The organism is Bordetella genomosp. 12 (genome assembly GCF_002261355.1).
Classification (GTDB): Bacteria; Pseudomonadota; Gammaproteobacteria; order Burkholderiales; family Burkholderiaceae_B; genus Bordetella.
This window is the reverse complement of record NZ_NEVU01000003.1, coordinates 1,127,987-1,142,534: the sequence shown is the minus strand read 5'-3', so window position 1 is coordinate 1,142,534 and position 14,548 is coordinate 1,127,987. Positions and strand designations below refer to the sequence as shown.

Below are 14,548 nucleotides of genomic sequence, written 5' to 3'. Positions count from 1 at the left end.
ATGGAATCGACCCCGACGCATTCCACCCCATGGCCTGCGGGCTACCGTATCCAGCCGCGCGCGTGCGGGCCGGCCGCGGACATCGTGCAAGGATTTCAAGGTCTGCCGGCCGCCGCCGTGGGTGACGCCATGAGCCGCCAGGTGGGGACCGTGGGCTTGCGCCAGTATCACGCCCGGCTGGAGACCACCGTGTGCGGTCCGGCGCTGACCGTGCGCGTGCGCCCGGGTGACAACCTGATGATTCACAAGGCCTTGATGCTGGTGCAGCCTGGCGACGTGCTGGTGGTGGATGGCGCGGGCGATGTGACGCAGGCCCTGATGGGCGGCCTGATGCGCACGACCTGCGTGGCTCGCGGCCTGGCGGGCGTCGTCATCGATGGGGCTGTGCGCGACCTGGTCGAGTGGGCCGAGGACGGTATGCCCGTATGGGCGCGCGGCCATACGCACAGGGGCCCGACCAAGGACGGTCCGGGCGAGATCAACGTGCCCATCGTGTGCGCGGGGATGGCCGTCTTGCCCGGTGATCTCATCGTCGCCGATGCCGATGGGGTCATCGCCGTCCGTGCCGAGGAGGCGGCCGAAACGTTATGGCGTACCCGCGCCCACTTGGAGAAAGAAGCCCGGATACGCGAGGCCAATCGAACGGGCAGCGCCGATCCGGAGCGCTTCGACGCCGTGCTGCGCGCCAAGGGCTTGCCGGTTTGAACGTATTGCCGGCCTGGCCGGATGGTTGGTTGCCGGGACATCCGCGGAGGACCCGGCCAAAGTGAGGAGACATATCAATGAATAGACGTCGTTTCTTGCGCGGGGCGGTTGCGGCTCCGCTTTTGCCGGCTGCCAGTGCGGCCCTGCTCATGCCTGCCTGGGCTCGCGCCGAGGCTGCGGCCTGGCCGGCTTCGCCCATCAAACTGGTCGTCCCGTTTCCGCCGGGCGGCGGCACCGACACTTCCGCCCGCCTGTTGGCCGAGAAACTGACGGTGCTGGATAAATGGCAGGTGATCGTGGACAACCGTCCGGGCGCCGCGGGCAACATCGGGCTGGATCAGGTGGCCAAGGCACGTCCCGATGGCTATACGCTGGCCATGGCGCAGACTTCCAATATGGCGATCAATCCGGCGCTCTACGCCAAGATGCCGTTCGATCCGTTGAAGGACCTGACGCCCATCGTCGAGGTGTGCGCGCAACCCGTGGTGCTCGTCGTGCGTAACGAATCGCCTTTCCATACGCTGGCAGAACTCGTCGACGCCGCGCGGCGCGAGCCGGGCAAGTACACCGTCGCGCAGGCCGGACTGGGAACGGTCGGCCATCTGGCCGGCGAGATGCTGGACCGTGCGGCCGGCATCGAGATGATGCAGGTACCGTATCGCGGCGCCGGCCCGGCCATGGCGGATCTGCTGGGCGGGCAAGTGGATACCTATTTCGGTAGCGCACCAGCAGTCATGGCGCAGTTGCAGGCCAAGAAAATGCGCGCGCTGGCGGTGACGTCCTCGCGTCGGCTGCAGGGGCTGCCCGACGTCCCGACCGTGGCCGAGCAAGGCTATCCGGGTTTCGCCGCGACCACGTGGTTTGGTTTGGTGGGGCCGGCCGGCTTGCCGGCTGGCATCGTGGCCAAGATCAATCAGGCCGTCAACGCCGTCGTCGGGCGCGAAGAGGTGCGCGAGCGGCTGCAGGCCGAAGGCAGCGAACCCATAGGCGGCACGCCAGAGGCGTTTGCGCAGCTGATACAGAGCGAGCACGCCAAATGGGGCAAGCTCATCCGCGAGGCGGGTATCAAGGTGGAGTGAAGCGCCAGGATGCGGCGGCGAATGGGCCGCCTCGAAAGAGGCGCGACGCGCCTGCGATCAGCGTAGGCCTGTCGCATCCGCGGGCAGGTTGCGGACCGGAGGCGTCAGCGCGCTGTGAACGCGACGCCTCGACGATCCCTTCCGGGCAAGGGCTGTTCACTCCGGTCTGGCAGATCAGTAGCCCAACGCGTGCGGCAGCCACATCACGGTCGAGGGTACGAAGGTACATAGCACCAGGACAGCCACCATGGTCAGGACCAGGGCGAAAGCCCAATAGGTGGTGGACTCCATTGATGTCTCGGCGAACTTGCAGGTTACGACCAGGTTGAGCCCTACCGGCGGATGGAATTGCCCCACGGCGATGTTGAGCGTCATCAGTACGCCAAACCACACGGGGTCCCATTGGAAGTGCTGCATGATGGGAATGAACAGCGGCAGGAAGACGAAGAATATCGATATCCCGTCGATGAACATGCCGGCGACCAGCAGGATGACGTTGATTGCCAGAAGCATCAGCACTTCTGAGGTAATCGAGCTGAGCATGAAGTGGGCCATGTGCTCGAAAGTCCCCACGGCATTGCTGGCCACCGCGAAAACCGAGGCCATCGCCAGGATGGTGAGAATGACAGCCGAAATTTCACACGCCTCGACCAGGACGTCGTAGATGATGCGCGGAGTGAGGGACTTGTACACCACCACGCCAATCACGAAGCCATAGACCACGGCGAGTACGGCCGCCTCGGTCGGGGTCACGACGCCAGTGCGCAGACTGCCCAGAATGATGACCGGCGCCAGCAGGGCCCAGATGGCTTCGCGCAGGCTGCGCCAGAACGGCGGCCGAGGCAGATCCGCTTCATTGCCCAGCTTGTGGCGGCGCGCCAGCCAGATCGACCCGAATATCAAAGCCAGGCCGGCCAGCACGCCCGGCACCATGCCAGCGGCGAACAATGCCGGCACGCTGGCCGCAGGTACCAGCATGCTGTAGATCACAAAAGCGATCGACGGCGGAATCAGGATGTCGGTCGATCCGCCGGCGGCGACCACGGCGGCGGAGTAGCCGCGCGGATAGCCCGCCCTGAGCATCTGCGGGATCATCACCGCACCCACCGCTGAAGAGGCTGCCGGCCCGGAGCCTGAAATTCCCCCCAGGATCATTGCCACCAGAATCGCCGTGGCCGCCAGGCCGCCACGGCGCGGCCCGACGATAGAAGAGGCAAAGCGAACCATGGATCCTGCGATGCCGGCGCGCTCGAAGATGATACCGGCGAGCACGAACATGGGAATCGCCAGCAGGGGGTACTTGGAAATGCTGTTGTAGACATTAAGGGGCACGGATGACAGACCGAGGTCGGCGAACACCACCACGGCCGTGCCGGCCAGGCCCAGCGTAATGGCCAACGGTACGCCAGCCAGCAGTAAGCCGACGAACAATACGAATAGAAGAACACTGAGCGAGTCGTAGCTCACGATTATCTCGATAACGATGAAGGCCGCTTCAGGCCGATCGACGCAGTAGCAATTGCAGCAGGCGCACGATCACCAAAGCGGAGAGAACGGGAATGGAGATCGTGTACCACCACTGGGGCACACCCAGCCCGGGGGAGGTCACCTCGGTCTCGTAGTCATCCCAGCACATCAAGCCGCCGTACCAGAGCAGCACGCCGAACATGATCAGCGCGCACAGCAGCGCAAACCGGCGCTGCCATCGCCGCCCGCGCGCGGGCAGCTTGTCAACGAGAAATGTGATGGCAAGATGATGCCCGCGCGTGAACGCGGTGGCCGCACCGACAAACGTCATGACGACGACGAGGAATACCGAGAACTCCTCGGTAAAGGCAAACGAGACGTCGGTGAAGTAGCGGGTCAGCACGTTGGCAAAGGTGATCAGGCACAAGAGCGCCATGATCAAGGCCGCGATGGCCTCTTCGATGTGAAAGGGCCGCGCGGCGTGCGGCGCTTCACCAGAGGGGGGCAGTGGCTGGTTCATTTCCGGCTGGCGGCGACGGCGTCTTGCGCTTTCTTGACGAGATCGGCGCCGATGGTGGGCGTCCATTTCTCGACCACCGGTTGGGTGGCAGTGGCAAAAGCCTGCTGTTCCTCGGGGCTGAGTATCGTCACCTTGGTGCCTGCTGCGGTGGCTTGTTGAATAAGGCTGTCGTCGCCCGCACTCACGCCCTTACGGGTGTCGGCGATCTCAGCCTTGGCGGCCTCGATGGCTGCCTGGCGCACGATCTCCCGATCGGCAGGGCTCCAGCTTTCCCAGGCTTTGGCCGATACCGCGAATACCAGCGGGTCGTCGATGTAGTTCCACTTGGTGAGGTACTTCTGATTCAGCCCGCTCATCTTCGCGCCGACGAACAAAGAGATCGGGTTCTCCTGCCCATCCACCGCCCCGCTTTGCAAGGCGGGTTGCGCATCGGCAAACGACATCTGCGTCGGGTTGGCACCCAGCGAGGTGTAAATGTCGTTGAAGATCGGCGACCCGACGGTTCGGAACTTCAAACCCTTGAGGTCGGCGGGCGTGCGAATTTCATGCTTGGAGTTACTGATTTCGCGCGCGCCGTTCTCGCCCCATGCCAGCGGCACGACACCGCGCTTTTCGATGATAGCGAACAGGTCCTTGCCCACTTCGCCGTTGATCAGCGCATCGAAGGCCTTCTCGTCAGGCACCAGGAAGGGCAGCAAGAAGAGATTCAGTTCTTTGACATGCGGAGCCCAGTTGATGACCGACGCCACGTTGAAATCCAGGGAGCCTTGCCGCAGGGCGGTGAACTCGCGGGTGGTTTCTCCGCCGACCAAGGATGAACCCGGGTACCACTTCACGTTGATACGCCCTTGCGTGCGCTCATTGACCAGTTTGGCCCAGGTTTCGGCGCCGCGGCCAAGCGGGAACGCGTTGTTGACATTGGTAGAGAGGCGAAATTCGGGCTTGTAGGGCGTCTGCGCCAGGGCGGCGGGCGAGATGGCCGCGATGGATGCCGCCAGCATCAGGGTCTTGAAGAGGCTTTTCATGGAGGGATATCCGATGTCAGGGGTTAACGTTTGAGCAACTCACGCGCGGCCTGGGCGATCCGGGCCGGGCCTACGCGGGATTCATCTTCCAGGGCGGGCGCATAGCCCACGGGTATGCGTGGAGCACCGAGTCGGGCGACTCGCGCGCGACCGTGTTCGGCGACGGTGGCGGCGATTTCTGCGCCGAACCCGGCGACCTGCACCGCTTCGTGCGTGACAAGAACGCGTCCGGTCTTGGCGGCCGATGCCAGCACAGCGTCGCGGTCCCAGGGCCATAGCGTGCGCAAATCAATCACCTCGGCCTCGATGCCTTCGCTGGCCAACGTCTCGGCGGCCGTGCGGGCATGCGCGACTTGCCGTGACCAGGTCACGATGCTCAGGTCGTTGCCCTCGCGCACGACATGTGCTTTACCCAGCGCGGCGCGGCTGCCGGGTGTGACATCACCACTGCTACCCCAGAGTTCTTTGTGCTCCATATAGATCACGGGATCGCCAGACTCCAGTGCGGCGTGCAGGAGGGCGTAGTTATCGGCAGGCGTAGACGGCGTGACTACCGTCAGGCCCGGAATATGCGCGAACCACGCCTCCAGGGATTGTGAGTGTTGTGCCGCCGAGGCATTCCACAGCCCGATGGGCAGGCGCGCCACCAGCGGGACCCGGCCTTGCCCGCCGAACATGAAGCGGTTCTTGGCCGCCTGGTTCACGATCTCGTCGATGGCGCAAAGTGCGAAGTCGACGACCCGTAACTCGACCACGGGCCGCAATCCTGAAAGCGCCATGCCGACGGAGGCGCCGACGATGGCTGCCTCGGAAATCGGGGTATCGACGATGCGGTCGGCGCCGAAACGCTTGACCAGGGGCTGATTCTCGAGGTCCCGGTATTGCCCGAAGACGCCGCCGCGGCCGAGATCCTCGCCCAGCGCGATGACGTTACGGTCGGCATCCATGGCCTCGGTCAATGCCAGCGCGGCGGCCTGTGCATAGCTAAGCGTCCGGACGGAGGTGTCGGCGGCCGTTTTTTCCAAATGCTGTATGGGGCTCATTGCCACACTCCCGCTCCGGTGTTGCTGATGTCTTCATAGGCGTCTTCAGGCACAGGGAAGGGGGCGGCTTCCGCGTTGGCGAGCGCGGCGTCGATTTCTTCCTTGGCGGCGCGTTCGATGGCGACGGCTTTGTCGCCCAGCCCCAGGGCTTCGAGCCGCAACCGGCTGCGCTTGATCGGGTCGCCGGCCAGGCCCCGTTTGACGTCCTCCGGGTCGCGATACGCGCCGGAGTCGACGGACACGTGGCCTTTATGGCGATAGGTCAGGGCGTGAAGCAGTCGCGGACCGCTACCGGCACGGATCTCGGCGATCAGGCTTTGCGCCGCCTGGGACACCGCCTCGACATCGTTGCCATCGACCTTCACACCTGGCACGCCGAGGGCGGCGGCGCGGTGGCTGGCCCCTTCGCCACCGATCATCGGCGCCGATTGCGTCGTCGCGGAGATCTGGTTGTCTTCGCACACAAACAGCACGGGTAGGTGATAAACGACAGCCCAGTTGAGCGCCTCCAGAAACGGGCCGCGATTGATCGCACCATCGCCGAAGAAAGACGCTGCGATGGCATCGATCCCACGCAGCTTGAGCGCGTGGGCTGCGCCCACGGCAATCGGTATGCCAGCGGCCACGACACCGTTGGCGCCCAGCATGCCGACCGAAAAGTCGGCGATGTGCATGGAGCCGCCCTTGCCTTTGTTGTAGCCGGTCGTGCGACCGAAGAGCTCCGCCATCATGCGGTGCGAGTCGGCTCCCTTGGCCAGAGTATGGCCGTGGCCGCGGTGCGTGGAGGTCAACAGATCGGTCCGCTTGAGATGCGCGCAGACTCCCGCTGCAACCGCTTCCTGGCCCGTGGACAGATGAAGGGGACCGCGTACCAGGGCGGGTTTGGCCGAGGCGCTGAGCCCCCAAGCCTGAACCCCGCCCTGGCTCGCGATCTCGGCGGCGTCCTCGAACGCCCTGATGCGGACCATGGTCCGGTAGAGATCGAGCAGATCTGACATTCTGGATAGTCGCTGCGGCGCAACCGTAGCTTTTAGTAATTAAGGTGGCGTAGATTACGTGCCGTGCATGGTGAGTCCCAACCAACAGATAGTGATATTCATATGCGCAAGTTTTGCTCGCGCAGGGCGGAAGAAAGGTCTATTGCTCGTGGCGTATCCGAGCGCGGGCGAGAGCTTCAGGGCGTTGTGCCGAGCGTGTCCGCCGATGCGGAGTCAGCGTAGCGGTGCGGGTCCGCACGCCGGCGGTCGCCGGTGTGGAGAAGGAGGTATTGCGCGTGAGACTGGCGCGGCGAGTCAGCAGCGGGAGGTCGCTGCAGCGCATCGGGCTGCGGCGGCGATGTCGATCGCGCAGCCGGCAGACCTCGGGACTCCGAGCGATCAACCGTGCACAGGCCGGCGCTTCTTGGGCAGATAAAGGTAGAGGCCCGTGACCAGAACGGCGATGGTCAGCAGATCCAGCACCGCCCAGATCAGCTTCAGTGGCAGACCGCCATAGTTGCCGAAATGCAGCGGCCGCGAACCCTCGAGCAGCCACATGTACCAGGGCGGCGGGCCGGCGCTGAGCAGGGCGCCGTCAGCGGTGCGCACCACGACAGGCTGCAGGAGATGGCGCGTCAATGTGGTGCGGCCCTGCATGAACACTGTGTAGGCGTCGTCGGAGGAGAAAATCGACCCCGGTAACGCCAGCAGACAGACGTCGCGGTCGGGCAGCATGCGTTTGGCGACGTCGACGGCGGCCTGGAGCGGTCGGGCCTGAGCCGGGCCGAGGGGCGGGGCGTGCGCCGGATCGGTTGCGGCGTGCTCGCGCCAGGCATTGAAGACGAAGACATCGAGCGTGTTGATGATGCCGCTCAAACCGACGACGGCCATCCACACCAATATCACGATGCCGAGCAAGTTGTGCAGATCCAGCATGCGCAGCAGACGCGAGCGTTGCTTGCGGACCGTGCCGAATGCCGTTTTGCGCATGAAGCGCCCATATAGCGCCACGCCCGACACCAGCGACACGACAAACAGCAAGCCCATGGCGGCCAGTATCAGGTTGCCCGGAATGCCCATCAGCATGTCCGCGTGCAATCGAAGCAGCACCGCCATCGGGCCGCCGTGGCGCCAGTCTTTCTCGCTCCACGCTTCGCCGGCGAGGGCCGGCCCGCGATCGTCCACCAGGGCGAACGGCTTTTTCCCCGGCGCAGGGCTCAGGCCGACGCGATACTGATGGGGTTCATCCAGCCAGACGATGAAGCGGATGTCGCGCGTCGGGTACTGCTGACGCACGAGCGCCGCCATCGCGTCCGCGTCCTGCACGCTGGCCTCCAGCCGCGAGGCGGGCAGGTCGGCCGGCGCGTCGAACCATGCGTCGATTTCGTCGTGGAAGATCAACGGCAGGCCCGTGATGCAGAGCATCAGCAGGAACACGGTGCAGATCAGGCTGGACCACGTATGGGTCCATTGCCAGATCCGCAGGCGCGAGGGGGTGTCGGCGCTCATGGGGGGAGGGGCGCGTTACCAGCGGTAGGTCAGCGTGCCGATGACCGTGCGTCCGGCACCATAGAAGCACTTGGTCGCCGTGGCGCACGCCGACACGTACTCATGATCGAACAGGTTGCTGGCGTTGATCGCCGCGGTCAGGCCTTTGAGCGAGGGAATCGCCTGGCCCACGTCATAACGAATCGCGGCATCCATCACGGTAAAGGGCGAGACCTTGATGGTGTTGTCGGCGTTGGCATAGCTCGTGCCGACATAACGCACGCCGCCGCCCACGCTCAAGCCAGTAAGCGTGCCAGTGCGGAAGGTGTAGTTCAGCCACGCGTTGGCGGTATTGCGCGGCACGTAGGTGGGGTGCTTGTCCTGCGCGGTGGTGCTCCGCGTGTTGACGTTGTTCATGTAGGTGTACGACGCCAGCAGGTCCAGGTTGCGCGTCAGCGTGGCCTTGCCTTCGAGTTCCAGGCCTCGCGAGCGGACCTCGCCAGTCTGGATGCTGTAGTTGGTGTTGGCCGGGTCGGTCGTCAGGACGTTGGTCTGGGTCAACTGGTAAACCGCCGCGCTGATGAACGCATCCTGCCCGGGCGGTTGATACTTCACCCCGGCTTCGTACTGTTCACCCTTGGTGGGCTTGAACAGATTGCCGTTGGCGTCGGCGTCGGCCACAGGCTGGAACGAGCGCGAGTAGCTGACGTATGGCGCCACGCCGTTTTCGAACTCGTATACCGATCCCAGGCGCCATGTGAAGGCATGGTCGGATTGATCGGTGCTCACGCCGCTGATACGGTTGAGTCTATCGTTGGTGGTCCAATCCTGGCGGATGCCGGCCAGCACGGTCCAGCGGCCAAACTTCAACTGATCCTGTGCATACAGGCCCAGTTGATCCACGTTCTGCTTGCTGCGCGTGGTGATGGCCGGAGTCGTAATGGGCAGCGAATAGTTCGGGTTGTTGATCGACAGCGACGGCGCTGCGCCCATGCCTTGCTCTTCGCGGTCGCTCATGCGCTGGTAGTCGATACCGAACAGCGCGGTATGCGCGACGGCGCCCGTGGTGAACTTGGCCTGGGCGTGGTTGTCGGCGGTGACGGCGTCCAGCTTGGTGTGATTGATGATGGCGCGGCGTGTCAACAGCGGGTTGGCCGGATCCGTGACGTTCAGGCCTGTCGTGTAGACGCTTTTGTAGTCCACATCCATCTGCATGTAGCGGAAGTTGGACTGCACCGACCAGACATCATTGAAGCGGTGGTCGAGTACATAGCCGATGGACGTTTGCGTGCGCTTGAATTCGTCAAACTGCGGCGAGCCGTCAAAGAAGCTGCGACCGATGCGCCCGCCATTGGGCAGATCCTTGACCGTACCGACCGCCGGCAGAAAGCCGTAGTAGCCGCCGTAAGGGTCATGCTGATACTGCGCCAGAATGGTCAGCGAGGTGTCGGCATTGGGCCGGAAGGTGATGGCCGGCGCGATCGCAAGGCGTTCGTCTTTCTGGTAGTCGATCTGGGTGTGGCTGGTGCGCGCCACGCCGGTCAGGCGATAGAGCACTTTGCCGTCGTCGTCGACGGGGCCGCCAAAGTCGAAGCCCGCCTGCGAGAAACTGTGGGTACCTGCCTGCAGCTCGATTTCGTGCAACGGCGTCGTGGTGGGCATCTTGCTCACCAGGTTGACCAGACCGCCGGGCGTACCCTGGCCAAACAACACCGAGGATGGGCCGCGCAGCACTTCGATGCGATCGAGGGTATAGGTGTCGATCTGCGGGATGGCGTAGTTGGCGCCCAGCAGACGCATACCATCGAGATACGAGTAGTCGTAGTTCACCCCGCCGCCAAACCCGCGATAGATCACGGTGTCGTAGCGCGAGCCGCCGGCGCCCCGATACTCGGCGGTCAGGCCGGGGGTGTAGCGCAAGGCCTGGCGCACGTTCTGCACGGCCTGGTCATCCATCTGCTGGCGGTTGACCACCGAGATCGATTGCGGCGTGTCGATCAGGCGGGCATCGGTCTTGGTGCCGGCGCGCGAAGTGTCAGCGACATAGCCGGTGCTCTCGCCCACGCCTTTGACAGGAATCGGCTCCAGCGTTGCGGCTTCGCCTGCTGCTGCGGGCAGCGGCGAAACGATGAGCGTGCCTGCGCTTTGGCGCCAGCCCAGACCGGAGCCGGCCAGCAGACGCGTAAGGGCCTCATCCGCGGTGTAAGTGCCGCGCAAGGCCGGCGCGGTTTTGCCGCGCGCGATATCCCCGCTCATGACCAATTGCTGGCCCGTGGCGGCCGTGTAGGACAGCAAGGCGCTGGCCAGCGGTTGGCTGGGAATATCGAAAACCTGCCGGGCGCGGCTGGCGCTGGCGGGCTCGGTCTGGGCCTGGGCGGCGGGCTGCGCTGCCGTCCAGGCGGCGGCCGTCAGGAGCGCGACCGCGAGTCGGTGCAGGCGGTGGCGACCGGCCGCTGGAGTGGCGCCAAGCTGGTGGCGGAGGGGGTGATGTGCTGCGGCCGGCATGGAGGTTGCCCTTGTAGGTGGTTCAGTATTGCGACGGCGAATTGCGCGTCCTCTCTCTCTGAAACACCCGGCAGCGGCAAAGTAATGATCGCGTCTGGCGATCTTTGTGTAACAAGTCGTTTCTTCGGGGCTGGCTCAGCGCGCGTAGACCAGCGTGGCGTAGCCGGCCACGGCGCGCAGGCGGATCGGAAAGGTTTCCGCCAAGCCGCGCAAGGCTTGCTGCGGATCGGTGGCATTGAAGGCCGCGGTCACCGGCAGGCCGCCCAGATGGGCATCCATCAGGAAAATCGGGCCGCGCTGATACCGCTGCAACTCGTCGAGCACGGTGGCCAGCGGTACGTCGTTGAACACCAGCCTGCCTTGCCGCCAGGCCAATGCGGCGGCCGGGTCGAAATGCACCGGCGCGCTGCCGCCCGACTTCCCGTATTGCATTTGCCAGCCCGCCTCCACGGTGACCGCTTGCGCGCCGGAGCCGGGCTGCACCGCGACGGCGTGTTCCGTGACCGACACCGTGACGAGGTCATCGAGGATCTTGACATCGAATTGCGTGCCCAAGGCGGTGGTGACGCCGTCGGCGGCTTGCACCGAGAAACGGCGGCCGGCATTGGCGGCTACCTGAAAATACGCCTGCCCGCGATGCAGCGTGAGCAGGCGCTGGCGCTCGCTGTATTGCACGGACACTGCGGTATCGCTGCCCAGCTCCATGGTGCTGCCGTCGGCCAGCACCACGCGCCGGTTCTCTCCCACGCCAGTGCGGTAATCCGCCAGAAAATGCTGGCGCGACAGCGCATACAGGACGGGCAGCGTGGCCACGCCGGCCAGCGCGGTCAGCACGGCCCGGCGCCGCCGCATGCGGTCCGCCGCGGGGCGCACCATCTCAAAGCGGTTCCAGAGCGCCTGCGCGCGCGCGTAGGCCACTGGATGGGCCGGATCGGCGTCGAGCCAGCGCGTGAAACCGCGTTTGTCCTTCTCGGCGACATCCTCGTCGTTCAGGCGCGCCAGCCACTCGAGGGCGGCGAAGTACACCGGATCCTGCTCAGGGATTGCCATGACTCAGGCCCGCTCCAGCAAGGCGTCGAGTTGCGCCATGGCCGCAACCACCTGAGAAATCACGGTGTTGCGGGTCGTGCCCATGCGCTCGGCGATTTCTTCGTAAGAGAGGCCCTCGAGGCGCTTGAGCACGAAGGCCTGCCGGCGGCGCTCGGGCAGCGCGGCGATCGCCTGCAGCAGACGTTGCAGTTCCCGGCGGGCAGATACGATCCTCTCGGGCGATGGCCGCGAATCGGCGATGTGCTCTGTCTCGACGCCCGTCAACTCGACCTCGGCGCGGCGCCGCGTGTCGCGCAGATGGTTCAGCGCCAGGTTGTGCACGGCCTGCGTGACGTAGCCGCGATTGAGCTGTTCGTCGCTCGCGCCCTTGCGCAACAGGTTCGCGAACGCTTGCTGGACGACGTCCTCGGCCGCGCCGTGGCAGCCTATGATGCGGCGCACGAATGCGCGCAGGCGCTGCACCTCCGTTTGATAGAGGGCGGCGATGTCGTCAGCGGGGACGTTCATAAAAATAAGCTGCGAAGCCGCAGGCCGATATAAATACGATTGACAATAATTCTCAATTATAACGATGGTGCCGCCCGTGCCGCCCCGGGGGTCACGATGGGGCCGGCCAGTGTTGCAAGCTTGCCGCGATTGGCGGTTCAGGGTTGACGGCTCGGCCCAAGTCATGAAAAAACGCGCGGGTGCGCGCAGGCAGGGCGCTTTATGCGGCACTGGCAGACCAGCAACGGCCCGGCGCTTCAGTGTCCGGGAGTTGGCTTGCCCTACTGGCCGTGTCCTTGCGCGGAATGCTGCCGGCGTGGCGAGTTCTGGGCGTCGCCGGCCGGCTGCATTCCGCAAGACGGCGAAAAATGTCGCTTACTTGGCGAGATAGTTCATGGTGACGCTTCGCAAGAGAGCGCCGAAAGTGGCTTGAATCGGCGTCTGTTGGCGATCGCGGCTCCATATCAACCCGGTTGTACGCATCGGGCGAGGATTCTCCAGAGGGATGGTCTTCAAGGTCGAATCAGGCGGAATGGCGTAACGCGACAGAATCGTTGGTGCCCCTGTGTCTCGAACGAGGTTCAAAAGCGACGGTATGGTGCCGGACTCGATCGTCACGTGCGGCACGGTGCCGGCGGAGTCGAATGCTTCTTGCAGAAGCTGACGGGTTTTGAAGCGCTGGGGCAGCATCACCATGTCGCGGCCGTGCAATTCGATCATGCGCACGCGTTTTCGCTTGGCCAAGGGATGGTCCGCGCGAACAACCAGAACGAGCTCTTCGTTGCACAGGGGCTCGAACAACAGATCGTGGCTGTCGACGGGCTGGTACGCGATGGCCAGATCAATCTCGCCGGCGCGCAATGCGCTAGCCATGTCTGCAAGCGTCAGCTCTTCGATGGTGATCCGAACGTTTTCGTGCTGCTGCTTGTAGAGCAGAACGGTCTGCGGAACGATAACGATATTGAAGGTTTGCGAGGTAGCCACATGGAGGCGGCCTGATAGCGCCGTGGTTGCCGCCTTGAGCAATGCCGTGCCGCTGTCCAAGGTCCGCAGGGCCTCGATCACCTTCGGTAGAAACAACACGCCCGCGGCCGTCAGGCTGACGCGGCGTTCGCTGCGGTCGAAAAGCGCCAGCCCGAGCTCATCTTCCAGCTGTTTGATCTGGTGCGACAAGGTGGGTTGCGTGACGTGAACCTGCTGGGCAGCTGCGGTGAAATTGAGCCGTTCTGCCAGAGCCACGAAATAGCGGAGGTGTCTGAGTTCCACGCGTGCCCCTTCGTCCATTGGGAGCTATAGACAGCATCGATTATATCCATGCAGACAAGTTATTTTGTCAATGCAGGCAATGTTCCTAGAATGGCTCGCATCCATCGGGAGACGAAAAGTGAGAATAGGAAAACAGAACGAGCCATACACGGCCATATCCACCGCTGACGCAGCGTCGATCACCATCCGCGGCAAAGACCTCTGCTCGGAGTTGATCGGGAAAATGAGCTTCGCGGATTTCTATTTCTTCCTGCTGACGGGGGAGGCACCGACGGCGCAGCAGAGTCTGTTTGTCAATGCAACATTGGTCACCTTGGCCGAGCATGGATTGACCCCCACCGTGCAGGCCGCCCGCATGACCTACGACGTGGAGCCCGCGGCCCTTCAGGCGGCGGTCGCCGCCGGTATCCTGGGCGCCGGCAGCGTGGTGATGGGGACGTCGGAATTGTGCGGCCGGTTCCTCGACGATATCGTGCAGACCAGCGCCGGCTCTGGAAAATCGTTGCAGGACGTGGCCGCTGATAAGTTGATGCAGCGCAAATCGGCAGGCCTGACGGTACCGGGCTATGGGCACCCCCTGCACGCTGCGGGAGATCCGCGTACGCAACGCTTGTTGGCGCTGGCGGCTGAGCACGGCGTCACGGGGGCGTATCTGGACGCGCTCACCATCGTTGAGCATCTGATTCCAGAGATTTATCAACGCCGCTTGCCGATCAATGCATCCGGGTCGATTCCTGCCGTGCTCCTTCAGGTTGGCTTTCCAGTTGGTGCGCTCAAAGGTATTCCCATTCTGGCGCGCACGGCGGGCCTGCTTGCGCATCTGCACGAAGAGGCCTCCCGCCCCATCGGCTTTCTGATGTGTCATCACGCAGAGCAGGCGATCACTTACGACGGACCCGTTTTTTCTCCCGCAGCCCCGGCGTGACCTTTATTGACC

The 14,548-nt window shown here is 64.2% G+C and carries 13 protein-coding genes; 3 read left to right on the top strand and 10 right to left on the bottom strand.

Features of this window, described 5'->3' with window-relative positions; genetic code table 11:
• Both CAL22_RS17430 and CAL22_RS17425 read left to right on the top strand, forming a co-directional pair.
• Nucleotides 1-705, top strand: coding sequence for an RraA family protein (locus CAL22_RS17430; protein WP_094815433.1), 705 nt, complete (start codon nucleotides 1-3; stop codon nucleotides 703-705).
• A 77-nt stretch (nucleotides 706-782) separates the two neighbouring features.
• The gene (locus CAL22_RS17425) at nucleotides 783-1,784 is read left to right on the top strand and encodes a Bug family tripartite tricarboxylate transporter substrate binding protein (protein WP_094815431.1); all 1,002 of its coding nucleotides are present in this window, start codon (nucleotides 783-785) and stop codon (nucleotides 1,782-1,784) included.
• Between the two features lie 174 nt (nucleotides 1,785-1,958).
• On the opposite strand, the gene CAL22_RS17420 is transcribed toward CAL22_RS17425, so the two are convergent.
• The 10 genes from CAL22_RS17420 to CAL22_RS17375 all read right to left on the bottom strand — a co-directional run bounded on the left by CAL22_RS17420 (nucleotide 1,959) and on the right by CAL22_RS17375 (nucleotide 13,611).
• Nucleotides 1,959-3,251: a TRAP transporter large permease gene (locus CAL22_RS17420; protein WP_094815429.1), complete on the bottom strand. Its 1,293-nt coding sequence runs from the start codon at nucleotides 3,249-3,251 to the stop codon at nucleotides 1,959-1,961.
• A gap of 28 nt (nucleotides 3,252-3,279) precedes the next feature.
• Nucleotides 3,280-3,771 carry a TRAP transporter small permease gene (locus tag CAL22_RS17415; protein ID WP_094815427.1) on the bottom strand — a complete coding sequence of 164 codons (492 nt, stop codon included), beginning with the start codon at nucleotides 3,769-3,771 and terminating at the stop codon, nucleotides 3,280-3,282.
• Nucleotides 3,768-4,772 (bottom strand): DctP family TRAP transporter solute-binding subunit, encoded by a 1,005-nt coding sequence (locus CAL22_RS17410; RefSeq protein ID WP_244193929.1) that lies wholly within the window; start codon nucleotides 4,770-4,772, stop codon nucleotides 3,768-3,770. The genes CAL22_RS17415 and CAL22_RS17410 overlap by 4 nt, the downstream gene beginning before the upstream one ends.
• A gap of 47 nt (nucleotides 4,773-4,819) precedes the next feature.
• Nucleotides 4,820-5,839: an alpha-ketoacid dehydrogenase subunit beta gene (locus tag CAL22_RS17405; protein WP_094815423.1), complete on the bottom strand. Its 1,020-nt coding sequence runs from the start codon at nucleotides 5,837-5,839 to the stop codon at nucleotides 4,820-4,822.
• Nucleotides 5,836-6,837, bottom strand: coding sequence for a thiamine pyrophosphate-dependent dehydrogenase E1 component subunit alpha (locus tag CAL22_RS17400; protein ID WP_244193928.1), 1,002 nt, complete (start codon nucleotides 6,835-6,837; stop codon nucleotides 5,836-5,838). The genes CAL22_RS17405 and CAL22_RS17400 overlap by 4 nt, the downstream gene beginning before the upstream one ends.
• Nucleotides 6,838-7,215: 378 nt before the next feature.
• Entirely contained in the window at nucleotides 7,216-8,325 is a 1,110-nt protein-coding gene (locus CAL22_RS17395) for a PepSY-associated TM helix domain-containing protein (protein ID WP_094815421.1), read from the bottom strand.
• Nucleotides 8,326-8,340: 15 nt separating this feature from the next.
• Nucleotides 8,341-10,809 carry a TonB-dependent siderophore receptor gene (locus tag CAL22_RS17390; RefSeq protein WP_094815419.1) on the bottom strand — a complete coding sequence of 823 codons (2,469 nt, stop codon included), beginning with the start codon at nucleotides 10,807-10,809 and terminating at the stop codon, nucleotides 8,341-8,343.
• Between the two features lie 135 nt (nucleotides 10,810-10,944).
• A complete protein-coding gene (locus tag CAL22_RS17385; protein WP_094815417.1) occupies nucleotides 10,945-11,859 on the bottom strand; it encodes a FecR family protein in 915 nt (304 codons plus the stop codon).
• Nucleotides 11,860-11,862: 3 nt separating this feature from the next.
• Nucleotides 11,863-12,366 carry an RNA polymerase sigma factor gene (locus CAL22_RS17380; RefSeq protein ID WP_094815415.1) on the bottom strand — a complete coding sequence of 168 codons (504 nt, stop codon included), beginning with the start codon at nucleotides 12,364-12,366 and terminating at the stop codon, nucleotides 11,863-11,865.
• A gap of 354 nt (nucleotides 12,367-12,720) precedes the next feature.
• Complete coding sequence (locus CAL22_RS17375; protein WP_167383675.1) at nucleotides 12,721-13,611, bottom strand: LysR family transcriptional regulator; 891 nt, start codon at nucleotides 13,609-13,611, stop codon at nucleotides 12,721-12,723.
• A gap of 70 nt (nucleotides 13,612-13,681) precedes the next feature.
• Between CAL22_RS17375 and CAL22_RS17370 the strand changes: the two genes are divergently transcribed.
• Entirely contained in the window at nucleotides 13,682-14,536 is an 855-nt protein-coding gene (locus CAL22_RS17370; RefSeq protein WP_244193927.1) for a citryl-CoA lyase, read from the top strand.
• Nucleotides 14,537-14,548 lie beyond the last annotated feature (12 nt).